Annotated in this window: 21 protein-coding genes, 1 other RNA gene and 1 pseudogene; 8 read left to right on the forward strand and 15 right to left on the reverse strand. The window is 72.4% G+C overall.

The window, feature by feature from the left end:
- Positions 1 to 51: 51 nt before the first annotated feature.
- The 4 genes from ACFYMM_RS05850 to ACFYMM_RS05865 form a co-directional block, all read right to left on the reverse strand.
- Positions 52 to 783 carry a bifunctional DNA primase/polymerase gene (locus tag ACFYMM_RS05850; protein WP_388384217.1) on the reverse strand — a complete coding sequence of 244 codons (732 nt, stop codon included), beginning with the start codon at positions 781 to 783 and terminating at the stop codon, positions 52 to 54.
- Positions 784 to 889: 106 nt separating this feature from the next.
- On the reverse strand, positions 890 to 1,870 hold the full coding sequence (locus ACFYMM_RS05855) for a small ribosomal subunit Rsm22 family protein (RefSeq protein ID WP_388384220.1): 981 nt from the start codon (positions 1,868 to 1,870) through the stop codon (positions 890 to 892).
- Positions 1,871 to 1,980: 110 nt separating this feature from the next.
- Complete coding sequence (locus ACFYMM_RS05860) at positions 1,981 to 3,168, reverse strand: serine hydrolase domain-containing protein (protein WP_388384222.1); 1,188 nt, start codon at positions 3,166 to 3,168, stop codon at positions 1,981 to 1,983.
- Positions 3,120 to 4,415: a multidrug effflux MFS transporter gene (locus ACFYMM_RS05865; protein ID WP_388384224.1), complete on the reverse strand. Its 1,296-nt coding sequence runs from the start codon at positions 4,413 to 4,415 to the stop codon at positions 3,120 to 3,122. Before ACFYMM_RS05865 ends, ACFYMM_RS05860 begins: the two co-directional genes overlap by 49 nt.
- 138 nt (positions 4,416 to 4,553) lie before the next feature.
- Between ACFYMM_RS05865 and ACFYMM_RS05870 the strand changes: the two genes are divergently transcribed.
- Positions 4,554 to 5,561 (forward strand): Gfo/Idh/MocA family protein, encoded by a 1,008-nt coding sequence (locus ACFYMM_RS05870; protein WP_388384516.1) that lies wholly within the window; start codon positions 4,554 to 4,556, stop codon positions 5,559 to 5,561.
- A gap of 119 nt (positions 5,562 to 5,680) precedes the next feature.
- The gene (locus tag ACFYMM_RS05875) at positions 5,681 to 6,439 is read left to right on the forward strand and encodes an SDR family oxidoreductase (RefSeq protein WP_388384225.1); all 759 of its coding nucleotides are present in this window, start codon (positions 5,681 to 5,683) and stop codon (positions 6,437 to 6,439) included.
- Positions 6,440 to 6,767: 328 nt separating this feature from the next.
- On the opposite strand, the gene ACFYMM_RS05880 is transcribed toward ACFYMM_RS05875, so the two are convergent.
- Positions 6,768 to 8,048, reverse strand: coding sequence for a D-alanyl-D-alanine carboxypeptidase family protein (locus tag ACFYMM_RS05880; RefSeq protein ID WP_388384227.1), 1,281 nt, complete (start codon positions 8,046 to 8,048; stop codon positions 6,768 to 6,770).
- 128 nt (positions 8,049 to 8,176) lie between these two features.
- Complete coding sequence (locus ACFYMM_RS05885; RefSeq protein WP_388384229.1) at positions 8,177 to 9,181, reverse strand: aldo/keto reductase; 1,005 nt, start codon at positions 9,179 to 9,181, stop codon at positions 8,177 to 8,179.
- A 261-nt stretch (positions 9,182 to 9,442) separates the two neighbouring features.
- Between ACFYMM_RS05885 and ACFYMM_RS05890 the strand changes: the two genes are divergently transcribed.
- From ACFYMM_RS05890 to ACFYMM_RS05900, 3 genes are all read left to right on the forward strand, one after another.
- Entirely contained in the window at positions 9,443 to 9,988 is a 546-nt protein-coding gene (locus tag ACFYMM_RS05890; RefSeq protein WP_388384231.1) for a DoxX family protein, read from the forward strand.
- Between the two features lie 30 nt (positions 9,989 to 10,018).
- Complete coding sequence (locus ACFYMM_RS05895) at positions 10,019 to 10,372, forward strand: MazG-like family protein (protein WP_388384232.1); 354 nt, start codon at positions 10,019 to 10,021, stop codon at positions 10,370 to 10,372.
- A 109-nt stretch (positions 10,373 to 10,481) separates the two neighbouring features.
- Positions 10,482 to 11,195, forward strand: a complete 714-nt coding sequence (locus ACFYMM_RS05900) for a hypothetical protein (protein ID WP_388384234.1) — start codon at positions 10,482 to 10,484, stop codon at positions 11,193 to 11,195.
- 57 nt (positions 11,196 to 11,252) lie between these two features.
- Here ACFYMM_RS05900 and ACFYMM_RS05905 read toward each other — a convergent pair whose 3' ends face one another.
- The 4 genes from ACFYMM_RS05905 to ACFYMM_RS05920 form a co-directional block, all read right to left on the reverse strand.
- Positions 11,253 to 15,707, reverse strand: a complete 4,455-nt coding sequence (locus ACFYMM_RS05905; RefSeq protein ID WP_388384236.1) for a trypsin-like peptidase domain-containing protein — start codon at positions 15,705 to 15,707, stop codon at positions 11,253 to 11,255.
- On the reverse strand, positions 15,700 to 16,041 hold the full coding sequence (locus ACFYMM_RS05910) for a CU044_2847 family protein (RefSeq protein WP_388384237.1): 342 nt from the start codon (positions 16,039 to 16,041) through the stop codon (positions 15,700 to 15,702). Before ACFYMM_RS05910 ends, ACFYMM_RS05905 begins: the two co-directional genes overlap by 8 nt.
- A gap of 743 nt (positions 16,042 to 16,784) precedes the next feature.
- Positions 16,785 to 17,189, reverse strand: a complete 405-nt coding sequence (locus ACFYMM_RS05915; protein WP_388384239.1) for a type II toxin-antitoxin system VapC family toxin — start codon at positions 17,187 to 17,189, stop codon at positions 16,785 to 16,787.
- Positions 17,190 to 17,198: 9 nt separating this feature from the next.
- Positions 17,199 to 17,396 carry a hypothetical protein gene (locus ACFYMM_RS05920; RefSeq protein WP_388384242.1) on the reverse strand — a complete coding sequence of 66 codons (198 nt, stop codon included), beginning with the start codon at positions 17,394 to 17,396 and terminating at the stop codon, positions 17,199 to 17,201.
- A 682-nt stretch (positions 17,397 to 18,078) separates the two neighbouring features.
- On the opposite strand from ACFYMM_RS05920, the pseudogene ACFYMM_RS05925 reads away from it, so the two are divergent.
- Positions 18,079 to 18,462, forward strand: a pseudogene (locus ACFYMM_RS05925) (helix-turn-helix domain-containing protein); the annotation flags it as partial.
- 99 nt (positions 18,463 to 18,561) lie between these two features.
- Here the strand turns inward: ACFYMM_RS05925 and rnpB are convergent.
- From rnpB to ACFYMM_RS05950, 5 genes are all read right to left on the reverse strand, one after another.
- An RNA gene (gene rnpB / locus ACFYMM_RS05930) (RNase P RNA component class A) lies at positions 18,562 to 18,965 on the reverse strand.
- 78 nt (positions 18,966 to 19,043) lie between these two features.
- Entirely contained in the window at positions 19,044 to 19,622 is a 579-nt protein-coding gene (locus ACFYMM_RS05935) for a Uma2 family endonuclease (protein ID WP_388384244.1), read from the reverse strand.
- 106 nt (positions 19,623 to 19,728) lie between these two features.
- Entirely contained in the window at positions 19,729 to 20,658 is a 930-nt protein-coding gene (locus ACFYMM_RS05940) for a DMT family transporter (protein ID WP_388384246.1), read from the reverse strand.
- Between the two features lie 19 nt (positions 20,659 to 20,677).
- Complete coding sequence (locus ACFYMM_RS05945) at positions 20,678 to 21,505, reverse strand: AraC family transcriptional regulator (RefSeq protein ID WP_388384248.1); 828 nt, start codon at positions 21,503 to 21,505, stop codon at positions 20,678 to 20,680.
- A 132-nt stretch (positions 21,506 to 21,637) separates the two neighbouring features.
- Positions 21,638 to 22,234 carry a TetR/AcrR family transcriptional regulator gene (locus tag ACFYMM_RS05950; protein ID WP_388384518.1) on the reverse strand — a complete coding sequence of 199 codons (597 nt, stop codon included), beginning with the start codon at positions 22,232 to 22,234 and terminating at the stop codon, positions 21,638 to 21,640.
- A gap of 102 nt (positions 22,235 to 22,336) precedes the next feature.
- Between ACFYMM_RS05950 and ACFYMM_RS05955 the strand changes: the two genes are divergently transcribed.
- Together ACFYMM_RS05955 and yaaA are read left to right on the forward strand one after the other, a co-directional pair.
- Positions 22,337 to 23,947, forward strand: a complete 1,611-nt coding sequence (locus ACFYMM_RS05955; protein ID WP_388384251.1) for an FAD-dependent monooxygenase — start codon at positions 22,337 to 22,339, stop codon at positions 23,945 to 23,947.
- 47 nt (positions 23,948 to 23,994) lie between these two features.
- Positions 23,995 to 24,786, forward strand: coding sequence for a peroxide stress protein YaaA (gene yaaA, locus ACFYMM_RS05960; protein WP_388384252.1), 792 nt, complete (start codon positions 23,995 to 23,997; stop codon positions 24,784 to 24,786).
- Positions 24,787 to 24,815 lie beyond the last annotated feature (29 nt).

Below are 24,815 nucleotides of genomic sequence, written 5' to 3' on the forward strand. Positions count from 1 at the left end.
GCCCTGTCGGGCGGAGGCCCTGTCGTCACGTACCCGCCTGCCCGCGGGGGGTCAGCCGCGCAGCGGCCAGGCCGAGGCCGTCTGGCCGGGGCTCTCCTCGGCGTGGCGGGTGCAGGCGTCGGTGAGGGTTTCCAGGAGGGTCAGGGGGTCGGGCAGGGCGTGCTCGGGGCCGCGCAGCCAGCGGACCCGCTGGTCGTCGCCGGGCAGCAGGGCGGGCGGTACGAGGACGTAGGAGCCACGGCAGTGCCAGCGCAGCCCCGGGTGCTCGTCCATCGTCTCGGGGTGGCAGTCCAGTTCGCAGGGCCACCACTCGTCCTCGTCCTCGGGCGTGCCCCGGGTGAGGGTGAAGAAGAGCATGCGGCCGTCGTCGCTCTGGGCGACCGGCCCGACCTCCACGCCCGACTCCAGCAGCCGGCCGAGTGCCTGGCGTCCGGCCTCCAGGGGCACGTCGAGGACGTCGTGCACCATGCCGGTGGCGGTGATGAAGTTGGCCTGCGGCTGGTGCCGGGCCCAGCGCTCGATCTGGGAGCGGTCGGTGGTGGACTGCGTCTGCCAGGCGAAGGACACCGGGTGGCGGGCGGGGGTGGGGCAGCCGACGCGGTCGCAGGAGCAGCGGTAGCCGGGTGCGGGGTGCGCGGCGGGCGCGAGGGGCAGCCCGGCACCGGCGGCGGCCAGCAGCAGGGCCTCGCGGCCGTCGTCGCCGACGGCCTCCTGCGGACGTCGTCCCCGCAGCCACTGGGAGAGTTTGCCCTGGCCGGCCCGGCCACCGAACGTCGCGCTCATCTATCCCCTCGCCTCGCTGTCGTGCGGACACCCTGGAACCTCGACCGCCCCATGGTCCCACCTCCCGGCACCCCGGACGGCCACGGCCCCCGTCGGGGCCGTGCGGTCACGGCGGCCAGGGGTCCCCCCAGTCCGCGTCGCGGGCCGCCTTGTACAGGTCGCCGTGGCGTTTGGTGACCGTCGTACGGCTCAGTCGCTCGTCGGCCTCGCACAGGTCGAGCAGCACCTGTCCCTTGCGGATCTGCGGGCGCCGGACGACGCGGGCGGGGGCCGGCTCGACGGGGAGGCGGGTGGCGGCGACGTAGCTGAACTTCTCGTCCTCGTAGGCCAGGGAGCCGCCCTTGACCTGACGGTGCAGGGAGGAGCGGCTGACCCGGGCGGAGAAGTGGCACCAGTCGGTGCCGGGGGCGATGGGACAGGCGGCGCTGTGCGGGCAGGGCGCGGCGACCTGGAATCCGGCGCGGATCAGGCGGTCCCGGGCCTCGATGACGCGGGCGTAACCGGCGGGGGTGCCGGCCTCGACGATGACGACGGCCCGCGCGGCGGCCGCGGCGGCGTCGACGAGGGCGGCGCGGTCGGCCTCGGCGAGTTCGTTGAGGACGTAGGAGACGGTGACGAGGTCGGTGGTCTCCAGGGTGAGCGCCGAACCGATGCGGGCGCGCTGCCAGCGGGCGTCACGCAGTGCGGGGTCGGCCGCTGCGATCTCCCGGCCGAGGGCGAGCGCGGGCGCGGCCCAGTCCAGTACGGTCACCGGCCGCACCCCGTCCCAGGTGGCGGCGACCGCCCAGGTCGCGGCGCCGGTCCCGCCGCCGACGTCCACATGGCCGGCGGGCACCCAGCCGGGCACGGCGTCCGCGAACGCCTCCAGCGCCGACCGCACCGCCTCGAAGGTGGCCGGCATCCGGTAGGCGGCGTAGGCGGCCACGTCGGCGCGGTCGCGCAGGATCGGCGCGTCGGTGGGCGTGGCCCCCCGGTAGTTGGCGATCAGCCGCTCCACGGCCTGGGCCGCCTGGGTGGGCGGCAGCCCCGCGAGCAGGTCCGCCAGGGCGGCGCGCAGCCGTTCGGCCGGGGGCAGGGGGTCGTTCACCCGGCGATTCTATGCGGCCCGCCCGGACCACGGCCCCGGCTGCCCCGACCACGACCCCGACCACGACCCCGGCCGCCCCCCGGACCGCCCCTCGGCCTCCGCTCTCGTCCTCAGCCCCCGGACGCGCTGCGGAAGGCCGCCCTCGCCAGATGGGTGGCCAGCCGTGCCCTCGGCCGGCTGTCCGGTGGGCGTCTGCGGGGGTGCACGGTGTTCGCGAGCAGGACCAGGAAGGTGTCCGTGGCCGGGTCCAGTACCAGCGAGGTCCCGGTGAAGCCGGTGTGCCCGGCCGCGCCCCGGCCCGCCAGCTCCCCCATGAACCAGGGCTGGTCCACGGCGAAGCCCAGGCCGGGCGGGGTCAGCAGGAGTTCCACGAAGTCGGGGCCGAGGATGCGGGCGGGGCCGTACGCGCCGCCCGCCAGCAGCGTCCGGCAGAAGACGGCCAGGTCGCGGCCGGTGGAGAACAGGCCCGCGTGGCCGGCCACCCCGCCCAGCGCCCAGGCGCTCTCGTCGTGGACGACCCCGCGCAGCATCCCCCGGTCCGCCTTGGCCCACGGCCGGCGCTGGTCCTCGGTGGCCGCCGCGCCGGGGCAGGGCCCGAACCCGGTCGCCGTCATGCCGAGCGGCCGGGTGATGCCGTCGTGGACGAGGACGTCGAGGGCGCGGCCGGTGATCCGTTCCAGCACGAACTGGAGGAGCAGCGGGTTGAGGTCCGAGTAGAGGTACGTCCCCGGTTGGGCGGTCGGCGCCTCGGCGCGCAGCAGCGTCAGCCGGGCCTTGTCGTCCAGGCAGTCGTACAGCGGCAGTTCGGGGCGCAGCCCGGAGGTGTGGGTGAGCAGCTGCCGCACGGTCACGCCGTGCTCGGCCGCCGCGTGGAACTCGGGCAGATAGGCGCCGACCAGGGCGTCGATGCCGAGGGTGCCCCGCTCGATCTGCTGCACGGCGGCGACGGCGGTGAACAGTTTGGTGAGGGAGGCGAGGTCGAAGGGGGTGTCGACGGTCATCGGGACCCGGGCGGCGGGCGGCAGTTCGACGCCCGCGTCGGCGGCGGGGTCGTAGGAGGCGTACCGCACGGCCCAGCCGGCCGCCTCCTCGACGGCGATCACCGGGCCGCGTCCGGCCACCACGACGGCGCCGGCCGCCCAGGGGCGCTCGCCGGTGGTGAGGTCGTGCACCGCGCTGACGAGGTGCCGGAGTTCCGCGGCGTCGAGACCGGCCCGTTCCGGTGTGTCGACGCGCAGTCTCGGTGCGCTCAGCTCCCTGCTCCCTCCGACCCCGCGCGTGTGTTCCAGGGACGGCACATTCCCACGAAGCAGGCCGCCGCGACCAGTGCTCCCGCCAGTTGGACGACCGCCATCGGGACGGCGGTGTGCTCGCCCGCGACGCCGACCAGCGGGGAGGCGACCGCGCCGACGAGGAAGGAGGTGGTGCCGAGCAGGGCGGAGGCGGAGCCGGCGGCGTGGCGGGTGCGCAGCAGGGCGAGGGACTGGGTGTTGGGCAGGGTGATGCCCATCGCGGACATCAGGACGAAGAGCGCGGCGGCGACCGGGACGAGTCCCACCTCGCCGAAGGCGCCGGTGGACATCAGCAGCAGCGCGGTGGCGGCGAGGACGATCACCGTCAGGCCGACGGCCAGCACCTTCTCCAGACGCACCCGGCCGACCAGCAGCTTGCCGTTGACCTGCCCGGCGATCACCAGGCCGACCGAGTTGAGGCCGAAGAGCAGGCTGAAGGTCTGCGGGGAGGCGCCGTAGATCTCCTGGATGACGAACGGGGAGGCCGATATGTAGGCGAAGAGGGCGGCGAAGGCGAAACCACCCGCGAGTGTGTAGCCGGTGAAGGGCAGGTCGGCGAGGAGTCCGCGCATGGCCCGCAGTGCCTCGCCGACGCCTCCCCCGTGCCGTTCGGCGGGTGGCAGGGTCTCGGGCAGCCGCAGCCACACCAGCGCGGCCAGCCCCGCGCCCACCACGGTCAGCACCACGAACACGCCCCGCCAGTCGGTCACCCGCAGGATCTGCCCGCCGATCAGCGGCGCCACGACCGGGGCCACCCCGGAGATCAGCATCAGGGTGGAGAAGAAGCGCGCCATCGCGTCGCCGTCGTACAGATCCCGTACGACGGCCCGCGCGATGACGATCCCCGCGGCGCCCGCGAGCCCCTGCGCCAGCCGGAAGGCGACCAGTGTCCCGACGGTGGGCGCGAAGGCGCACAGGGCGGTGGCGAGGAGGTAGACGGCGAGGCCGGTGAGCAGCGGACGGCGGCGCCCCCAGCGGTCGCTCATCGGTCCCACGACCAGCTGCCCCAGCGCCATTCCGGCCAGGCAGGCGGTGAGGGTGAGCTGGACGGTCGCCGCGGGCGCGTGCAGGGAGCGGGTGACCGCCGGCAGCGAGGGGAGGTACATGTCCATCGCGAGCGGTGGTGTGGCGGTGAGTCCGCCGAGGACCAGGGTCACCAGCAGGCCGGTGCGAGGGACGGTGCGCGCGGACGGTTCTCCGGGTGCGGACCCTCGCGCCGTGTCCGGCGTCGGCGCCGCCGCGTGCTCAGGCATGTGCCCCCCTGCTTCCTCTCGCTTCGTTTCGCATGGGTCCCTCGGTGCTGTTCCTTGGTGCGTCCGAGTGAACCGCACCTATGCTCTCAGCTCGTACACAGTGCCGAGGATCACATGAGCGAGGGCGGGGACGGCGGGATGACCGAGCGCAAGGTGCGGTGGGGGATTCTGGCGACCGGCGGGATCGCCGCCGCCTTCACGGCGGACCTGGTGGACCTGCCGGACGCGGAGATAGTGGCGGTGGCCTCCCGGCGGCCGGAGTCCGCTCGGGCGTTCGCCGAGCGGTTCGGGATCGACCGGGCGTACGGCGACTGGGAGGCCCTCGCCCGGGACGAGGACATCGACGTCGTGTACGTCGCCACCCCGCACTCGGCGCACCGGACGGCGGCCGGCCTGTGCCTGGAGGCGGGGCGGAACGTGCTGTGCGAGAAACCCTTCACGCTGAACCTGCGCGAGGCCGAGGAACTGGTCGCGCTGGCGCGCGGGCGCGGACGCTTCCTGATGGAGGCGATGTGGATGTACTGCAACCCGCTGGTACGGCGGCTGAAGGCGCTGGTCGAGGACGGGGCGATCGGCGAGGTGCGCACCGTACAGGCGGATTTCGGGCTGGCCGGGCCGTTCCCCGCCGCGCACCGGCTGCGGGATCCGGCGCTGGGCGGCGGGGCGCTGCTGGACCTGGGCGTGTACCCGGTGTCGTTCGCGCAGTTGCTGCTGGGTGAGCCGGCGGAGGTGACGGCGCGGGCCGTGTTGTCGGAGGAGGGCGTCGACCTGCAGACCGGGGCGCTGCTCTCCTGGGCGGGCGGCGCGCTCGCCTCGGTGCACTGCTCCCTGGTCGGCGGTACGGCGGTGACCGCGTCCGTCACCGGCTCGCTGGGCCGGATCGACCTCCCGGCCGGCTTCTTCCACCCCGACCGCTTCGTGCTGCACCGCGACGGCCGCGACCCCGAGGAGTTCGCCGCCGACCCGGCCGACGGCCCGCGCTCCACCCTGCGGCACGAGGCCGAGGAGGTCATGCGGGCGCTCCGGGCGGGCGAGACGGAGTCCCCGCTGGTGCCGCTGGACGGCACGCTCGCGGTGATGCGGACGCTGGACGCGATACGGGAGCGGATCGGGGTGCGCTACCCGGCGGAGGCCGCGGCGGCCTGAGGCTCGGCCTCGGCCTCGACCTCGGCGCCTTGGCCTGGGAAGCGGGGTTACGCGCTCCGACAACCGTATGGCGGACACCGGATTCCGCATGCCGGACTGGCCGCCTACGCTGCGGAGCCATGACTGACACGCAATCGAAGATCGCGGTGGTGACCGGCGCCGGGTCCGGCATCGGGCGGGCGGTGGCCGTGGAGTTGCTGCGGGCCGGCTGGTCGGTGGTGCTGGCCGGCCGGCACGTGGAGACGCTGGAGGAGACGGCGGCGCTCGCGGCCGGGCGTCCCTGGCTCGCCGTACGCACCGACGTGTCCCGGCCGGCCGACGTCCGGGCGCTGTTCTCGGCCGCCGTCGAGCGGTTCGGGCGGGTCGACCTGCTGTTCAACAACGCGGGGATCTCCGGCCCGGGCGGTGTCCCGGTGGAGGACCTGTCCTACGACGCGTGGCGGCAGGTGGTGGACACCAACCTCAACGGGGCGTTCCTGTGCGCGCAGGCGGCGTACCGGCAGATGAAGGAGCAGGACCCGCAGGGCGGCCGGATCGTCAACAACGGCTCCGTCTCCGCACACACGCCCCGGCCGCACTCGGTCGCCTACACCGCGACCAAGCACGCGCTGACCGGCCTGACCAAGTCGCTGTCGCTGGACGGACGGCCGTACCGGATCGCGGTCGGGCAGATCGACATCGGCAACGCGGCCACCGACATGACGGCCCGGATGCGCGCCGGGATCCTCCAGGCCAACGGTGAGACGGTGCCGGAGCCGGTGATGGACGTGGCCGATGTGGCCCGCACGGTACGGCACATGGCCGAGCTGCCACTGGAGGCGAACGTGCAGTTCGCGACGGTACTGGCGACGACGATGCCGTACGTCGGCCGGGGCTGAACCCCCTCGCGCCCACCAACTCCCCATGTTCACAAACGGAATTTGAGAATCCGAGGTATTGCGGCCGATGGCGGCCGTATGCTCAACTTTCTTCACCAGTACTTCACACTTGGAGCACTGGTATTCCGCAGACCATACCGAGGGGGGAGGCGGCAGCCGCTCCACCGCACCGGATTGGGGGTGGACCCCGCGAGAGCGCGGGGTACGCACCGGTGGGTGGAGCGGCTGCCGCGAGAACCTGCGGCGCGTCGGGCACGTCGGCGGGAGAGCGGATGCTTCGGCGGGAGAGCCGACGCGCCCGCTCGGCCCCGGGCCGCCGCCGGCTCGCTCAGCGCCGGTGCCTGCCGCCGGACTCGGGCTCCCGCTCCCCCGCGGCTTTCGCCCGCTCGGTCTTCGCCCGCTCGGTCTTCGTCCGCTCCACCGTCGTCCCCTCCTCCGCCGCCCCCTCCGCCGTCGCCGGCTTCGTCCTGCGGCGTCGCAGCGCCCACAGCCCCGCGCCCAGCAGGACGACCGTCCCCACCGCCCCTTCCACCAGGCGTCCGGTCGAGGGACCGCCCGCGACGGAGGCGGAGGCTCCGGCCGCGCCGGCCGCCGCCTTCCGGTCGGGTGCCGGGCTCACGGCCGCCCCGCCCTCGCTCACCGGGTCGACCAGCGTGCCCACCGCCCGTGCCGAACTCCCCCTGCCGAAACCCCAGTCGAGCAGTGCGGCCGTCTCCTCGTAGACGGCGTTGCTTCCGGCGACCGGGTGCATGACGGTGACCAGCAGGGTGCGGCCGTTCCGGGTGGCCGCGCCGGTGAAGGTGTTGCCGGCGTTGCTGGTGTAGCCGTTCTTCACACCGATCAGCCCCTGGTACGGCCCCAGCCCCCACGCCCCCGTCAGCAGACGGTCGGTGTTCTGGATCTGGAAGGTCTTCTTGCCGCCCGCCGGAAAGTTCGCGATCCGGGTGGCGCAGTACCCCCGGAAGTCCGGGTTCTTCAGCCCGTGCCGCGCGAACAGCGTCAGGTCGTACGCCGAGGACACCTGCCCGGGGTGGTCGAAGCCGTCCGGGCTGACCACATGGGTGTCCAGCGCCTGCAGGTCGCCGGCCTTGGCCTGCATCTCGGCGACCGTCTTCGCGACCCCGCCGTTCATATGGGCGAGGACGTGCACCGCGTCGTTGCCGGACCGCAGGAACACGCCCTGCCACAACTGGTCGACCGTGTAGGTGATCCCGGGCCGGATGCCGACCAGACTGGAGCCCGCCGGGATGTCGGACAGTTCGACGTCGGTCACCCGGTGCCGCTCGGTCCGCTCGAACTTCCCCAGCACCGTGTCCGCGAACAGCATCTTCAGCGTGGACGCCGGCGGCAGCCGCCGGTGCGCGTTGAACGAGGCGAGCACCTCCCCGCTGTCGCAGTCGGCGACCAGCCAGGAACGGGCGTTGAGCTTCGCGGGCAGGCCGTTCGCACCGCGCACCTGAACGCCGTCGCCGCCCAGCCGCTCCCCGCCGACGGCCGAGACGCCGGACGCGGCGCCCGAGGCCGAGGCGGGGGTGGCCGCGGACAGAGGAAGGGCGGCTGCCGTCAGACCGAGAGCGGCACGCCGAGTGAGCCGAGAACAATCGCGCATCCCGGGACGGTACACCGCACCCAACAGCGCTTTCCTGGCAGGAGACCCTCTGCCGCCAAGGAATTTGCTGTCTTATGAAAATACGATTCCTTACCGGACAGTGGGCCGGTTTCTGACGGTGTCGTAGCTCACCGTCCGAGAATCCGGTCGACCTCGGCCAGTTGCCCGGCACTGAGCGGCCCCTTGCCGATGGCCCCCGCGTTCTGCTCGGCCTGCTCGACCGACCGGAAGCCGGGGATCGGGACGGTGCGCGGGCTGCGCGCCCACAGCCAGGCGAGGGCGCCCTGGGCGAGGGTACGGCCGCCGCTGGTGAGGATCTCGCGGAGGGCGTCCACCCGGGCGACCCATTCCGGGTCGGCCCCCGACCCGTCCCCGAACCCGGGCAGCCAGGCCGGCGGCCGGCTCCGGATGTCCCCGGCCTCGAGTCCCTCGCCCTGCCGCCGCTTCCCGGTGAGCAGCCCCATGGCGAGCGGGCTGCGGTTGACACTGGCGAGCCCGGACCCCTCGCACAGCGCGATGAGCCGCGGCGCGTCCTGCAGCACGTTGAGCGTGTGCTGTACGGCCGTGCAGTGCGCGCCCTCGGCGAAGACGGCGGCGCGGTCGGGGTCGTCGGTGCTCCAGCCGTAGGCCCGGATGAGCCCTTCCTGTACGAAGTCCTCGCACACGTCCCTGAGTTCGGCGCCCCGCGCCGGGTCGGCGTCGGACAGGTGCAGTTGGTAGAGGTCGATGTGATCGGTGCCCAGGCGCCGCAGCGACGCGGTCAGCGCGCGGCGGGCGTGTGCCGTCGAGTCGTCGGAGCCGGTGAGGGTGCGGGTGTCCTCGTCGAAGACGTTGCCCCACTTGGTGGCGACGACCACCTCGTCCCGCCGCTTGCCGAGGGCCCGGCCGAGGAGCCGCTCGCTGTGCCCGGCGCCGTAGACGTCGGCGGTGTCGAAGAAGGTGACGCCGAGGTCGAGGGCGCGGCGGATCGCCCGTACGGACTCCTCGTCGTCGACCTTGCCCCACCCCAGCGGCTGCCCGTCGGCGGCCTGCCACTCGCCCCCGACGGCCCAGCACCCGAAGCCGAGCGCGCTGACCCGTATCCCGCTGCGTCCCAGTGTCCTGACGGTCGTCCCGCCGCTTGCTGTCTCCATGTCCCGGGACACTAAGAGTTGAAGCGCACACGAAGGCAAGGCCCGCACCACACGAAGGCGAGGCCCGCACCACACGAAGGCGAGGCCCGCAACCACACCACCCACCACCCGGACGGCGGCCCGCGGGCGGCCGAGAGGTGTGGACGATGCGACGCTGGATACGCGCCCCTTGGCCCCGCGTACACCTCGCATACCTCGTAGACCTCTGCCTGCCTCCGCCCATCTGCCTCTATCTGCCTCTATCTGCCTCTGGGAGTGAACGTGACGTGTTACGACCGACGCGATCTGGGTCTGCTGCTGCTCCGGCTGGGCACCGGCGGTGTGCTGGCGGCGCACGGCGCGCAGAAGCTGTTCGGCTGGTTCGGCGGCCACGGCCTGGAGGGCACCGGCCAGTTCATGGAGTCCGTCGGTTACGCGCCGGGCAAGGCGAGCGCGACGGCGGCGGGCCTGGCGGAGGCGGGCGGCGGCACGCTGCTGGCGCTGGGCCTGGCCACGCCGGGGGCGGGTGCGGCGGCGGCCGGCGCGATGGTGGGAGCGGCGGCGGTCCACAAGCCCAACGGCTTCTTCGCCCAGGGGGGCGGCTACGAGTACGCGGCAAGCCTGGCCCTGGCCGCGACCGGCCTCGCCGTCACCGGCCCCGGCCGGCTCTCCGTCGACCACGCCCTGGGCCACGTCTTCGACCGGGGCTGGATGGTCCCGACGGCCCTCGGTGTGACGGCGGCGGGCACGGCACTGGTGGTGGGCGCCCGCAACAGGCGGGTACGGAAGGCCACGGAGGGCGAACAGGAACCCCTGTTCGAGGAGTAGCGGCCGGGCCGGCCATGGCAGGCTGCGCGGATGACCAACGAACACACGCCCCCGCCCCCTCGGCCCGCCGGCGCCGACCTGTGGCCGGCCATCGACGCCCTCTGGACGTGGCTGGAGACCAACAGCCCCCACGACGGCCAGGAAAGCCTGCTCCTGCGCATGCTGAAGCTGACGGAGGAGGTGGGAGAGGTCGCCCAGGCGGTGATCGGGTCGACGGGCCAGAACCCCCGGAAGGGTGTCACTCATACGTGGGAGGACGTCCAGGGCGAACTGTGCGACGTCGTCATCACCGCGCTCATCGCCCTGCGAACCCTGACCCCGGACGCCCGTGAGGTGTTCACCCGCCACCTGACGAGGGTGACGGCACGCTCACTGGGCGGGTGAGAGAGCAGGACGGCACGGTCTCGCACGGCACGCTCCGTGCCCCCGGGGCCTCTGGCATGCTGACGGGATGCCGAGTGAGCGGGACGTGCCGACGCATACGCTGCCCAGGGTGCTCAACCCACTGTGGATCATCTCGCTCTTCCTCGGGTTGTCCGAGACCACGGTGGGAATCGCGGCCACGCTGTCGAACGGCTGGGTCCAGGGGGCTCTCGCGATATTCGCGGTGACCTTCCCGGTGCTCGTGTCCGGGGCCTTCTTCTCGATCTTATGGAGGAAGCCGGAAGTTCTCTATGCGCCGGGCGACTTCCCCGAGCATGTCTCGGTCACCGCCTACGTGGACGGCATGCGCCACGGCTCGGCGGCGAACGCCGAACTGCTGCAAGCAGTCGTACGGGACACCCTGGAAGAGGTGATCCCCAGCACGCTGTCCCGGACGGTCACCCCGCAGCAGGTCGCACAACTGGTGGACCGGGCGGTGGCCAGCGCGCACGAGGGCATCGCCAATCGCATGCTCTCCGTCGACCTGAGCGACATCCATCCGGACTTCCGGGGCTTCAGAGCGGAGTTCCCACTGGCCGAGGGGGCGACGGTCGCCGACTTCCTCGACCGGCTGTGGGCCATGATGCGCGACCATTTCCGCCCCTACACCTATGGCACCCACTGGGTCCTCATAGACCGGAAGAGCAACCACATCTTCCGTGACATCGGGAGCACCTGGGCACGAAGCCGCTCCGGGCAGCCCGACGACGACCGCCCCCTGAAGACCGTCGGCTTTCACGTCGACATGGACCTGGCCGTACTACCTCTCCGACACAGCGCTTGAACGCCCCACGAACATCACTGGCTGTCCTCTGCGGGCCGGGAGCCCAGCCTCGTGCCGTTACGACGTGCGGGTCGGTACGGGAACCATCGAGGCCGGGACATTGGGCTGTCGGCAGGGCGGGGTGTACGGCTCGTGGGGTACGTACTCGCCCCATTCCTCCCGGCTGATGACATCGCCCATGGCCCTGCACAATTCGTACTCGTTGTCTTCCGGGCGGGTGCTCCAGAGGTCCACCGACTGGGAGATCGTGGTGACGAGGAAGTGCCCGGTGGGACTGAAGGCGACCATGCTCGCAATGCCCATCGAGTCCTGGTGGGCCATTCCCCCCTGCGGGACGGGGGCCCGCGGATCAGTGACGTCCCACAGCGCCACTCGCGCGCGGTTGTCCTCCGGACCGATGACATTGCCCAGGTCGCCGTCCTCGACGAAGGCGAGGGTGCGTCCGTCCGGGCTGAACGACGGGATGCCATCGGCTCCGGGCGCGTGGATGACGCCGGGGGCAGCGGTGAGGCGGTCACCGTCCACCTTCCACAGCCGGATCGTGCCACTGCTGTCGCAGACCGCGATCCACTGGCCGTCCGGGCGGAACGCACTGGCACTGCCCGAGCCCGGTCTCCCGGGCGTCAGCCGGTAGGTCGGCCGGGCGACGGGGTGGCGGGGATCCGAGATGTTCCAGGTCAGCAGGGTCTCTGCGGTGTTCGCGATGAGCAGGCGGCCGTCCGGCGAGATCGCGACCTGAGACGCGTTGGCGGACAGCCGGGCGAGCTGCTGCGGGTGGGCCGGGTCGTGAACGTCGAACAGCTTCACCGACGGTCCGGCGGGATAAGGGCCGTTCGTGGCGTCGTTGTTGTCGGCCACGGCCATGATCCGGCCGTCCGGGCTGAAGACGATGCTGACCACGCCCTGGTCGATGGAGCCGATGGTGGCAAGCGCGGGAACACCCGGACGCGTCGTGTCGCGCAGTCGGAGGATCGCCTTCCCGGTGCCGGTGTGCTCACTGTCGGCGAACACCGTGCCGTCCGGTGTGAACGCGACAGCAGAGGCGGTGACGCTGCCGCCGGGCAGGTCGGCCACCACGTGGTGGCCTGTGCTGCCGGTGAGGTCGACGAGTTGGCCGGAGTCCCCGCCGACGACGGCGAGCAGCCTTTTTCGTCCGCCGCTGATCACGACCTTCCTCTCGAAGCCGTTCGGGATCTGGCCCTCAGAGGCGGAGGCACCCGGCTGGTAGGGGTCGCCGACGTCCCACTGCTGGACACCGTTGCCGGTCGCGTGCAGAAGGACATCGGTGCCGGGCTCGAACAGCGCGGGACCGTTGTGGTCCCCGTCCACACCCGGCAGTGGGTGGACGGGAACCACGTGCGCCATGTCGTGCGACTGCCAGAGTGTCAAGGAACCGGTGCTGCCACCGCAGACCGTGGCGAAGACACGTCCGGTGCCGTTGAACGAGATCGACTGAAGACCCTGCTGGCAGACGTCCGTGGACCCCACTGTCTGCACACCGTCGCCCGGCGCGGCGAGGAGGCGTGGCTTCGACGGGGTCTTCACGCTCCACAGCCGGACCACGCTGTTCGCGTCACCCGGTCCGGCCAGGGTCGTCCCGTCAGGGCTGAAGGCGATCCGATGGGCCACCGGTCGGTACGCCGACGAAGTGTCGTCCTTGAGTTGGTCCCCGCCCAGCGTGGCGGCGGGCGTCGATCCGTGCGCGGGCCGGCTCAGATCCCACAGCCGCACTCGATGGTCGGTCGAGTGGCTGGCCAGCAGGCGGCGGGACGGGGAGAACACCAGGGAGTCGATACCGCCGAGGCGGCCGGTCACGGACGGAAGCGGCCGGGGCGCGGCAGGCTCCGAGATGTCCCACAGCCGGATGGCACCGTCCGGGCCGCCGGCGGCGAGCAGCCGGGCGTCGGCGCTGATCGCGACGGCGGCGACGCCGCCCGCTCCCCCCGGAAGGGAGGCGAGCGGGGCGGGGTGCCCCGGGTCGGCCAGGGACCACAGCTTCGTGGAGCCGCTGGACGTGCCGGCCGCCAGTACCCGTCCGTCCCGGCTGACGGCCAGCGGGCCGACCCCAGCGCCACTGATGCGGCGGTCGGCCTTGCCGCGTGAAGTGTTCCAGACGGCGATGTCCGTGCCGGTGGACAGCACCAGAGTGCGTGCGTCGCCGGTCACGGCCAGGTCGAGCACGGGGTCGGCGCGGTCGAACATCCCTGGCGCCTCCAGCGCCGCAAGCATGCCGGCCATGCCGACCGCCGGGTCCAGGTGATAGGCGCTGACGGCGAGTTGCTTCGCCAGGCCAGGCTGGGACTTGAGCAGATTCTGGGCCTCCGCGGCGACCGTCCGGGCCAGAGCGCTGCGCCCCTGCGCGAGGGCTTGGCGGCGCTCGACGAGGGCGGCGACCGCCGTGCCGGAGGCGAGCAGGGCCAAGGCCGTCACCAGCGCCACCGCGGCGCGGCGCAACCGGCGACGCCTCGCTTCGGCGGCGTGCGACAGGTTGAGGAACACGGCGATGTCGGCCGGCAGGCCGCGCCGTGCGGGCCAGGACATGCCCTCGGACAGGTCGGTGCCGTCCAGCAGGTCGCCCGGTCGCCGGGAGCGTGTCCACACCGCATGCTGTTCACGGGCGCGGCGCAGCCAGTCCTGGAAGTTGCGGTCGCTGCCGACCCAGTCGCGCAGCGTCCCCCATTCGCGGATGAGCGCGTCGTGGATGAGTTCGGCCACCACGGGTTGCGCGGGGTCGTTCTCCGGCTGTCCCGGCAGGCGGACCGCGCGGGTGGTGATGATGCGATGCCGCGTGAGGGCGGACAGCGTGTCGTCCGCGCGTGTGAGCTGCTCGTCGTGTGGAGTGTCGGCCAACGTGTCGACGGCCAGCTCGCGCAGCGTCGGCACCGGGACCTGCTGGCGTACGGCCGGGATGTCGTGGGCCTCGTCGGCGGGCCTGACCAGTGCCGTCAGGATCCGCCGCGCGACGGGCCGCTGCTCGGCGGGCAGGGCGCGGACGGCGTCGTCGCACCAGGCGGCCAGGCTGCCGGTGACCTGGCCGATGGCCCGGTAGGCATCGTGCGTGAGGTATCCGTCGACGCGTCGCTGCCATAACTGGCTCAGCGTGAGCTCCAGCAGGGGCAGCACGGTGACCGGCGCCCGCCGGCTCGCGGAGCCCTCGCTTCCGGCAGCCAGGACGTCGGCGACGATCCGTTCGGGGAGCCCTTCCTCCAAGTGCGCGCCCGCCGCTCGGGCAGGCAGCGTGATCATGGCGTCGAGGTCCTGAGCGTCCAGCGTCGCGGGAACGTTCACCAGCCCCGGCGCCACGGCGTCGAGCAGTTCGGGGGCGAGCGCGGCGAGCCTCGGATAGAAGTCGTCCCGCATGACCAGCAGCACACCCAGTGCGGCGGACGAGGTGATGGCGTCGGTGAGCCGGCGCAGCGCCGCCAGGTGGCGGTCGCCCGCGGCCCCGCCTGCGACGGCCTGCGTCAACAGCTCCTCGAACTGGTCGATCACCAGCAGGACACGGTGGCTGCCGGGTTCCGCGGTGAGCCGGCGGTCCACGGCCGCGACGATCCCGTCGTCGGCCGAGCCGGGCAGCCCGGCTTGTTCGATTGCGGTCGGCAGATCCTGCTCCGGGCGCACCACGACGGGCAGCCACCGGTCACTGCCCGGCAGGCAGCCCGCGGACAGGGCCGGCAGCACCCCCGCCTGGACCAGCGAGGACTTGCCCGCGCCGGACGGTCCGAGCAGCAGCACAGCGCGGCGCTGCCCGGCCAGGGCTGCCAGCACCCGCTCGACAGCGGCGTCCCGGCCGTGGAACCACGCGGCGTGTTCGGCGGTGAACGCTTCCAGCTCCCGGTAGGGGCGTGCGTTCTCACGCACGGCCAGCTGCGGCCAGACGTCCCGCAGCACCTCGGTGGGGGTGGCGTAGGCGATGCCGAGCCCCTTCACATGCGCATCGGGAGCGGCGATGGCGGTGACCATGCCGATGACCCGGCCGGTCTGCTCGTCGATCACCGGTGCACCGCTGAAACCGGTCGTCAGGTCGTTGGCGTCGGTCAGCTGCAGCAGGGCGCCGCTCTCCTCGGCGCCGGCAGAACCGGGCGCGAGCAGATGGCCGGCCGTGCCGTAGCCGTGATGACCGCCGGGCGGCGCCTGGCTGGGATAACCGAATGAACGCACCCGATGCCCCCGGCAGCCCTCAGCGGAACCGAGGGGCAACGGCGCAACGCCGGCGGGGCCCCGCGCAAGACGTATCACCGCGACGTCCTCGGCAGCGGGCGCGCGCCACGGTTCGACGAGAACCTGCCCCTGCGCCCGTGGGACGCCGGATGCCTGCGGAAAGGCGAGATCCACGGTGCCGCCCGGGCCGAAACCGGCGGCGGAGACCACGTGCGCGCACGTGACCACGATCGTGTCCGCGACGAGGAAGCCGGCTCCGGCCACCTCACCCGCCGAGTCGAGGATCTGGGCGACCGCGGCAGACACCTGGCTGCCCGTCACCGACCGGTCCACGTCCCCGGAGTCAGCCATCCGTACCGGTGCCCGACTCTCCGCGCCGCCACGTCGCCCTGATCCTGAGATGGCACGCGGCCTCCCCCCTGGTGATCACGACCCCGGCCTGGCACGACAGATCGACACCGAACTCCACCTCGACTTCGGCGGGCCCGGCCCTGCGCAACTGCTCCAGCGCTGCCCGTGCGGTCTCCGTCACCGTGCCAAGGGCCGTCTGCAAGTTCACCGGCAGATCCTGGATGGCATCACCGATCCGGCCGGCCTTCACCGGCCCGTCCGAGTCCGCCGCCGGCGGCGCCTCGACCAAGACCGACCCGCCATCGCCCAAGGCCATTCGAACCAGAGCAGTCACGTACTTCCCCTCCGCCGCAAGCCCCTCCCGATGCGCGGGCCGACACGACCCTAACCGAGCGGCCCGCCGACTCGAACCCGTTTCGGAACCCCGCAAGCGCAGGGGAGCGAAGATCAACTCCCCGACATGCAGGGCGATATGGTCTCCGTGGCCCGCACCAGGTCCACGCTCTTCCGCCCGCACGCCTGCTGCCCCTGCGGCAATTGGTGTTGTGGACCAAGATCGACACGCCGCCCGCCACAACACAGTACGTGTGCTAAGCGACCCCTCTCTACCAGCGTTTTCGCAGGTCAAGTGGTATTCGGCGGTCCGCTGAGGTGCGGGTTCGGCCGTGGTTGTTCGTGGTTGTCGCCGTCACCACTGCCGTCAAGGGTCTAGACCAATCAGGTAGGGCTGGGGCCTCGCGACAGCTCGGCGGTGGGCCTCCGAGGCGGCCCTCGGTCGGCGTGCGGCAAGGTTCGTGCGTTCGCCAGTCTGGGAGTTTGGAGGCCGGGGCGGGACGGGTTCGCCGCTCGGAGGGCGACCGGGAGCTTCGCTCCCCGTCCGAGGCGACGCCGGCCACCGCTCGACGGCGAGCTGGCGATTCGCGCGGAGAGCCAGCCCCCTGGCTGGCTCTGTTCCCCTGGATAGCCCGTTGGGATATCCAGGGGACAACGACGCGCCAGCAGCAATTTCTGGTCAGCCTGGTCACGGGCCGCTGTCTCGTCTGGTAGCCGGGTCCGGCTGTGCCAGCGGCGGGCGGCCTATTCCGCGCCGAGGATGCGCAGACCGTGGTGGGCTCGGAAGTCCTCGTAGTCCTTGAGGTTGAGCGTGGCCAGCGGCAGGTCGTAGGTGAGGGCACAGGCCGCGATCCACATGTCGTTGATCGGGCGTGGGCGTCCGCGCTGAATGCCCGCGGCTGACAGGCGGCCCCAGGTTGCGGCGACGGCTTCGTCGCTGGGCAGGATCGGGATGCCGGAGAGCCAGTCGGCGAGTTCCTGGCGGCTGCGGGTGCCCCAGTGGCGGATCTCGGTCCACTTGGTCAGTTCGCCAAAGGTCACGAAGGTGATCAGCGGCTTGCGGCCGATCAGCCTGGTGGCGAGCGGGCCGGTGAGCTTACGTTTGTGGGACAGCGAGGCGACGTCGGTGTCGAGGATGACGGGTTGCACGGCGGCGGCTCAGGCGACGTCGCGGTGGCGCTCGGCGTACGTGAAGGCCAGGAACTCCTCCAGTTCCTCGTCCGACTCGAAGGTGTCGGCGGCGAGGTCGTCCAGGGACCGGATCGGCTGGGTGTTCTTCGCGGCCAGCAGCTCCTCGACCGAAACGCGGGGCCGGAGCGGTGGGTAGCCGGAGTTCTCCGCGTCGGGTGTGCTCATCGGGACCTCCACCAGGGACGGGATGTGGCTACCGAGGCCAGCATACGGGGGCTGCCCCGCGCTGACACCGGGCTTCACCCCACGGAGCCGATCTCCGAACGTGCGTGCGCCGATCCTCGCAGCTGCTGGCGGGATCTTGGGCCGGTGGCCTGCCTGGGGTGGGATCAGGTACGGGCAGGGGGCCGTACGCCGGGCCAGTGGGGCGCTGGGAGCTTCGCTCCCCGCCGGAGGCGACGCCGGCCACCGCCCTCGGTGGGCCCGGCGACGGACGTGAAGGGTCGGCCCCCTGGTCGGCCCTGTGCCTGCGGTCCGACCGTAGGACGGTCGTAGGCGACAACTTGCTCCGCCAGGAGCCCAGTTATGGTCGGCCCGGCGACCAGGCCGCTTGCCGTTCCCGCAGCCCTGGATCACCCCGGCGGCCGCGTCCACCCGATGCCTGCGGCAGCGCGGATCTTTCCCGAGTGAACGGTGGGCTTGTCGGCGACGGCGGCCAGCTCCGGCGGGCGGGCCCCGCCTTGAACCTCGTAGAGAAATCTGGACGCACAGTTCCAGCCCCTGGTGTCCGGTCCCGGTAGATGCTTGACAGTTCGGTCCCAGCTGATGGTTGACAGTGGCCGTGATCGGGTTTTCTGTGCGCGTTGTTGCGGTGCGTGTGGGGAGGCCGGGATTGGTGCTGGTGGAGTTGTCGGTTGTCGAGCAGAGATACCGGGCTGTCCTGGCCGTGCTGGCGGGAGCGACGGTGACCGAGGTCGCCGCCCAGCTTGGGGTGTCCCGGCAGACGGTCAGCGGCTGGAAGTCGAGGTATGAGGCTTCGGGTCTGGCCGGGTTGGCGGACCGTTCCCGTAGGCCCGCGTCGTGTCCGCACCAGGCCTCTGCCGAGGTCGAGGCGGTGGTGTGTGAGCTGCGGCGCAAGCATCCGAAGTGGGGTCCGCGGCGGATCGCTCATGTGCTGGAGCGGTCCGGGACGGTGAGTCCGGTGCCGTCGCGGATGACGGTGTATCGGATCCTGGTCCGTCACGGGCTGGTGGAGCCGGGGGTGCGGCGCCGCTGTCCGAGGGACTTCCGAGGGACTTTCCGCCGCCTGACACGGCAAGACGCTGAAAAATCAGAAAGGGCCTCCGACGCAGGTCAGAGGCCCTTTCCCAGGCAAAGCCACAGCTAGCGGCAGACGAGTCGGGCTGTACGCCGGGTTCTGTCTCCCGGGTTCCTCGCGGAGCCCGGGGTGACGGCCATCCATCTAGGGCCGGTGTTGCCACCGGCCTCGTGCGGTCTACCCGGGGACTCGGGCGGGCAGCCCTCGAACGTCCCCGCAGAGTGCCTTTTACAGCGCTCCTTTTGACCTTGCTCCGGGTGGGGTTTACCTAGCTGCCCAGGTCACCCTGGGCACTGGTGGTCTCTTACACCACCGTTTCACCCTTACCGTGGGCCGAGGCTCACGGCGGTCTGTTTTCTGTGGCACTGTCCCGCGGGTCACCCCGGGTGGCCGTTAGCCACCACCCTGCCCTGTGGAGCCCGGACGTTCCTCGGGAAGCCCCCTGGGGGACTCCACGCGGCCGCCCGCCCGGCTCGTCTGCCGTGTCGACCATGTTACCGGGCGGGGCGAGTGGTTCCGTCCGTCGCCGCTCAGCCGCTCAGCCGCTCAGCCGCTCAGAGGAAGTCCGCCGTCTCCAGGTCGAGGGCGAAGGGCTCCGGGAGGGTGAGGGGCTTGCCGAACGGAAGGGTGCAGTGCTCGCGGTAGTCGTCGTTCTCCGGATCGCGGAACAGCGTGACCGACGACGTGTCCCGGTCGACCAGAAGGCAGAGGGGGATGCCGGCGCGGGCGTAGCGCCGGCGCTCGGCCTCGCGGTCGGCGGTGGGCCTGGTGGACGTCACTTCGAGGACCAGGGCGACGCCGTCGCAGGGCATCCACGGGTCGGCGCCCCGGTAGGGCCGTAGTGCGGTGGGGGCGAAGGTGCCGTCCGGGACCACATGGTTCTTCGGACAGGCCCCTCCGCTCTTCAGCTTCAGGCCCTTGTTCCCGGAGAAGTCCATATCGGTCCGGGACCGCCTGATCACCTGCTTGGCGATCACGCTGATGCAGTCCTCATGGTCCCCGTCCGGCGGCGGTGTCACGACGATCTCCCCCTCGATCAGTTCGGCCCGGAAGCCCTCCGGGGTGTCGAGGGACAGGAAGATGTCCAGCAGGCCCTCGGCCGGCGTGGTGGGCTCATGAGTCACGGCAGTCATGTCACGCCCCTCCTTCGGTCGGTCGCCAGACTGGGACATCCCAAGATCACCTGTACATGAGATCGGGAACCGTTCCCTCGATCGTGGCACACACGCGCGGCCGCCGTCAGGCGGACTCGACGTGGTCCTCCGGCCGGCTCGCCCGCGGGGCGGACCGGGTCACCGGGGTCGTACGGCGGCTGGTGCCGGCCGTCGTGGCCAGGACCGATCCCGCCAGGATCAGGGCGAAGGCCACGCCGATGCCGAGGGTGAGGGACTCGCCGAGGAACGCCGATCCGGCCGCGACCGCCACCGCCGGGTTGACGTACGTGATGACCGAGGCGCGGGTCGGACCGATCTCCTTGATCAGTTCGAGGAAGGCGACGAAGGCGACCGCGGTGCAGATGACACCGAGACCGGCCAGCGCGGCCAGGACGTGGGCGGAGGGAAGGGACGAGGGCCAGGTGGCGATGGCCGCGGGGGTGTAGAGGAGCGCCGCGAGGGTCAGGCAGGGGGTGATGAGGTGGAGGGTGTGGACGTCCTTGAGGTGGCGGGCCGCGATCAGGGGGGCCGTCGCGTAGCCGAGGACCGTCAGCAGCACCTCGCCGAGTGAGCGGGCGTCGCCGCCGGTCAGATGGGGGACCGTGAGCACGGCGACACCGGCGAGGCCGATCGTCAGTCCGGTCACCCGTCGGGTCCCGAGGCGCTCCGTGTCGCCGAAGTACCGGGTCAGGGCGACCGCGACGATGGGTACGCCCGCTATCAGCAGGCCCGCCGTGGAGCTGGACAGGTGCCGTTCGGCGTCGGTCAGGGTGAACCAGGGGCCGACGATCTCCAGCAGGGCGAAGGCCAGCATGGGGCGCCAGTGCGCCCGTACCGTCGCGGGCAGGCCCGGCCGGCGCAGGGCGAAGGGGAGCAGGAGCGCGGCGCCCACGGCGCAGCGGGTGAACACCACCACCGGCGGGGACACCGCGTCCACCGCCACTTTGATCATCAGGTAGGGGATGCCCCAGATCACTCCCATGAGGGAGAACAGGAACCAGCCGCGTGCAGTCATGGGATGAGTCTCGGCCGTCTCAGGCCGGGGAGTCTTGAACGCTGTTGCGGTACGCCGCCGGGGTCACCCCCAGCACCCGGCGGAACCAGCGGGTGAGGTGCGCCTGGTCGGCGAAGCCCACCAGCGGGGCGACCTCGGCCGGGCGCAGACCGGACTCCAGCAGTGCGCGGGCCCGGGTCACCCGGTACTGGGCGAGCCAGGCGTACGGGGGTATCCCCATCGTCGTACGGAAGGCCCGCAGGAGTTGGTAGCGGGACAGGTCCAGGTCATCGGCGAGGGAGGCGAGGGAGGGCGGGTCCGTCAGTTCGTCCGCGAGGCGGTCGCGGACCGTGCGGGCCACGGCGTCGGCGCCGGGGATGCGGTCGGGGCAGGGCCGGGCGGTGGAGTGGCGGCGGGCCAGGGCCGTCAGCAGCCAGGGCAGGCGGGACTCGGCTTCCAGGGGGTCGGGGCAGCGTGCCAGTTCCGTGTGGGCCAGGCGGATCGCGGCCGTCAGTTCGGGGTCGTCGGCGATGAGCGGGTCGGGGAAGTGGGGGACGCCGCCCAGGGTGCCGTCGGCCAGCAGGGCGGCCTCGGCGTACAGGGCGCGGTAGGCGTAGCCGTCGGTCGCGGTGGCGGGGCCTCCGGTGTGCACCTCGCCGGGGGCCAGTACGACGATGGCGCCGGGGCCGGTGCGGATGTGGCCGCCCCGGTAGTCGATGACCTCGGAGCCGCCGACGCACACCCCGATGGTGAACTCCTCATGGGCGTGCGGGGCGTAGACGTGCTGGTCGAAGCGGGCGGTGAGGAGGTAGAGCGGCGGGCCGCAGCGGCCCATTCTCGCCCGCGTCCACAGTGCCTGCTCACCCATGTCGTCCCCCGGATTCCCGTATGCGCCGGCATGGATTCCCCTATGTGCCGGCATGCGCCGCCGCGCCGGCATGCGCTGCGCAGGTACGTTCAACGCCCTCGGGTCCGCTTCCATGCCCGGCCGGCGGGGGGCTTACCGCCTCGTCATGCGTTCCAGCGCGTCGAAGGCCGTCTCCAGGCGGACGCGGTGGTCGGCGGCGACCTCGTCCACCGGGTCGCCCGCGAGCAGGCGGCGCGCGGAGGCGGTGTAGAGCGACCGGTACGCGGCGACGGTCAGCGCGGCGAGCAGGCCGGGGTCGGGGGTGTCCGTCTCCGCGAGGGCCCTGGCCAGGGCGTTCTCCAGTTCCTCGACGCCCTCGCGGGCCCGGGCCCGCAGTGCGGGCGAGTCCGCGACGACCCGCCAGAAGGACGCGTAGTCCCCGACCCCGGACAACGGGTGGCGCCGGTCCAGGAGTTCCCGGGCCAGGCGCCGCAGGGCGGTGAGCGGGGGTTCGGCGGGGGCTCGGTGCCGTACCGCCCCCGTGAACAGTTCGACCGCCTCCGGGATGCGGTCGAGGAACAGGTCCTCCTTGCGCGGGAAGTAGTTGAAGACCGTCATGGCGGAGACGCCGGCCGCGCGGGCGATCTCCGCGACCGTCACCTGCTCGAAGCCGCGCTCGCGGAACAGTCCGGTCGCCAGGTCCGAGAGCCGCTGCCTCGTCTCCCGCTTCTTGCGCTCCCGGAGGGGCATCTCGTCGCCGTCGTCGATCACGAGAAAAATATAGCCGATCGAAAAATATTGCCGATCGAAAAATATAGTTGATCGAAAAGTTTAGTAACTATAGTCAGGGTCATGACGGACTACGACGTGGTGGTGGCGGGCGCCGGCCCGGTCGGTCTCTTCCTGGGCTGCGAGCTGCGGCTCGGCGGGGCTCGGGTGCTGGTCGTGGAGCGGCTGACCGAGGTGGACGAGACGATCAAGGCGGGGGCCGTCAACACGCCCACCGCCGTGGCGTTCTACCGCCGTGGCCTGCTGCCCGAGCTGACGGCCGCGTGGGAGAAGGCGCGGAGCGGGATGCAGGCCTTCGCCCGGCAGTCGGGCGGCGAGCCGCGCACGCCCCCCAAGTTCGCCGGGCACTTCGCCGGGATCATGATGAACCCCGACCTGTTCGACGAGTCGGACCCGGCCTACGTGGACATAGGTCCCGCCGACTCCGCCGGCCTCGGCGTCCCGCAGGCGGAACTGGAACGGATCCTGGCCGCCCGCGCCGGGGAACTGGGCGTCGAGGTGCGCAGGGGTGTGGAACTGACCGGGTTCACCGCGGACGAGGAAGGGGTGACGGTCACCCTGGCGGGGCACGCACAGGTGCGGGCCGGCTGGCTGGTCGGCTGCGACGGCGGCCGCAGCACCGTACGCAAGCTCGCCGGCTTCGACTTCCCCGGCACCGCCCCGGAGATCACCGGCTACCAGGCGGTCGTCGAGATGACCGGCGCCGAGCGGCTGGGCAGGGGCTGGAACACCACCGGCAAGGGGACGTACGTCAACGGGCCGTTCCCCGGCCGCATCCTCACCGTCGAGTTCGACGGACCGCCCTCCGACCGCACCGCACCCATCACCACCGAGGAAGTCCAGGCCGCCCTGCGCCGGGTCTCCGGTGTGCCCGAGGTGACCATCCACCGGGTGCACTCGCTGACCCGGTTCACCGACAACGCCCGCCAGGCCACCACCTACCGTGAGGGCCGGGTGCTGCTCGCGGGCGACGCGGCGCACGTGCACTCGCCGTTCGGCGGGCAGGGGCTCAACCTCGGCATCGGCGACGCGATGAACCTCGGCTGGAAGCTCGCCGCCGTGGCGGGCGGCCGGGCGCCGCAGGCCCTGCTGGACACCTACACCGCCGAACGGCACCCGATCGGCGCCTGGGTGCTGGACTGGACCCGGGCCCAGATCGCGCTGATGCGCCCCGACCAGCACGCCCGCGCCCTGCGCCGGGTGGTCACCGACCTGGCGCTGACCACCACCGGCACGACGTACCTGGTCAAGAAGATCTCCGGCGTCTGGCAGCACTACGACCTCCCCGGCGACCATCCGCTGACCGGCCACAGCGCCCCCGATCTCGTCCTGTCCGACGGCACCCGCCTCGGCGACCACCTGCACGCCGGCCGGGCCCTCCTGCTCGACCTCGCCGACGACCCCGCACTGCGGGCCCGAGCGGCGGGACACGGCGACCGGGTGGACGTCGTCAGCGCCACCTGCCCGGACCGCCCGGGGACGGCGGCACTGCTGGTGCGACCGGACGGGTTCGTGGCGTGGGCAGCGGAGCGCGCGGGGGGCACGGAGGGCGGGAACGGCGACGACGAGGAAGGAGGGAAGCCGGGGGCGGCCCTCGCCGAGTCGCTGGAGCGGTGGTTCGGGGCGCCGGCCGAGGCCACCCGACCACTGCCGTCGGGCGCGCGGGAAGGGTGAGGGGGCACGCCGTACGCTTTCCGGAGCTGAGTGAGAAGGAGTACCCCGTGCTTGTCCTGCTGCCGCCCTCCGAAGGCAAGGCGTCCTCGGGCCGTGGGGCCCCGCTGAAGCTGGAGTCGCTGTCCTTGCCGGGGCTGACCGCCGCCCGTGAGGCCGTGCTCGGGGAGCTGGTCGAGCTGTGTGCCGGGGACCCGGACCAGAACGAGAAGGCGCGCGAGGTGCTCGGGCTGAGCGAGGGGCTGCGCGGGGAGGTCGCGAAGAACGCGGGGCTGCGCACGGCCGGGGCCCGCCCCGCCGGGGAGATCTACACCGGTGTCCTGTACGACGCGCTCGACCTGGCCTCCCTCGATCCGGCCGCCAAGAAGCGCGCCAGGCGCTCGCTGCTGGTCTTCTCCGGACTGTGGGGCGCCGTGCGCGTGTCGGACCGGATCCCCTCCTACCGCTGCTCGATGGGCGTGAGACTGCCGGGGCTCGGCGCGCTGGGCGCGCACTGGCGGACACCGATGGCGTCGGCGCTGCCCGAGGCGGCCGGGGACGGGCTGGTGCTGGACCTGCGGTCGGCGGCCTATGCGGCGGCCTGGAAGCCGAAGGGCGAGATCGCGGGGCGCACGGCGACGGTACGGGTGCTGCACGCGCCGACCCGGAAGGTGGTCAGCCACTTCAACAAGGCGACGAAGGGGCGGATCGTACGGAGCCTGCTGGCGGCGGGCACGGCTCCGGCGAGCCCGGCGGAACTGGTGGAGGCGCTGCGGGATCTCGGGTACGAGGTGGAGGTCGCGGCGGCCGGGACGGACCGGAAGGCCTGGGCGCTGGATGTGCTGGTGACGGAGATCCACTGAGCCTCCCCCCGCCCGGCCCCTACATTGCA

This window comes from Streptomyces sp. NPDC006739 (assembly GCF_042869815.1).
Classification (GTDB): Bacteria; Actinomycetota; Actinomycetes; order Streptomycetales; family Streptomycetaceae; genus Streptomyces.

What these genes read in the sequence shown, in the direction of transcription:
- ACFYMM_RS05850 (WP_388384217.1), bottom strand. Translation starts at nt 783, where the DNA reads ATGAGCGCGACGTTCGGTGGCCGGGCCGGCCAGGGCAAACTCTCCCAG.
- ACFYMM_RS05865 (WP_388384224.1), bottom strand. Translation starts at nt 4,415, where the DNA reads ATGCCTGAGCACGCGGCGGCGCCGACGCCGGACACGGCGCGAGGGTCC.
- ACFYMM_RS05870 (WP_388384516.1), top strand. Translation starts at nt 4,554, where the DNA reads ATGACCGAGCGCAAGGTGCGGTGGGGGATTCTGGCGACCGGCGGGATC.
- ACFYMM_RS05875 (WP_388384225.1), top strand. Translation starts at nt 5,681, where the DNA reads ATGACTGACACGCAATCGAAGATCGCGGTGGTGACCGGCGCCGGGTCC.
- ACFYMM_RS05880 (WP_388384227.1), bottom strand. Translation starts at nt 8,048, where the DNA reads ATGCGCGATTGTTCTCGGCTCACTCGGCGTGCCGCTCTCGGTCTGACG.
- ACFYMM_RS05885 (WP_388384229.1), bottom strand. Translation starts at nt 9,181, where the DNA reads ATGGAGACAGCAAGCGGCGGGACGACCGTCAGGACACTGGGACGCAGC.
- ACFYMM_RS05895 (WP_388384232.1), top strand. Translation starts at nt 10,019, where the DNA reads ATGACCAACGAACACACGCCCCCGCCCCCTCGGCCCGCCGGCGCCGAC.
- ACFYMM_RS05905 (WP_388384236.1), bottom strand. Translation starts at nt 15,707, where the DNA reads ATGGCTGACTCCGGGGACGTGGACCGGTCGGTGACGGGCAGCCAGGTG.
- ACFYMM_RS05920 (WP_388384242.1), bottom strand. Translation starts at nt 17,396, where the DNA reads ATGAGCACACCCGACGCGGAGAACTCCGGCTACCCACCGCTCCGGCCC.
- ACFYMM_RS05935 (WP_388384244.1), bottom strand. Translation starts at nt 19,622, where the DNA reads ATGACTGCCGTGACTCATGAGCCCACCACGCCGGCCGAGGGCCTGCTG.
- ACFYMM_RS05940 (WP_388384246.1), bottom strand. Translation starts at nt 20,658, where the DNA reads ATGACTGCACGCGGCTGGTTCCTGTTCTCCCTCATGGGAGTGATCTGG.
- ACFYMM_RS05945 (WP_388384248.1), bottom strand. Translation starts at nt 21,505, where the DNA reads ATGGGTGAGCAGGCACTGTGGACGCGGGCGAGAATGGGCCGCTGCGGC.
- ACFYMM_RS05950 (WP_388384518.1), bottom strand. Translation starts at nt 22,234, where the DNA reads ATGCCCCTCCGGGAGCGCAAGAAGCGGGAGACGAGGCAGCGGCTCTCG.
- ACFYMM_RS05955 (WP_388384251.1), top strand. Translation starts at nt 22,337, where the DNA reads ATGACGGACTACGACGTGGTGGTGGCGGGCGCCGGCCCGGTCGGTCTC.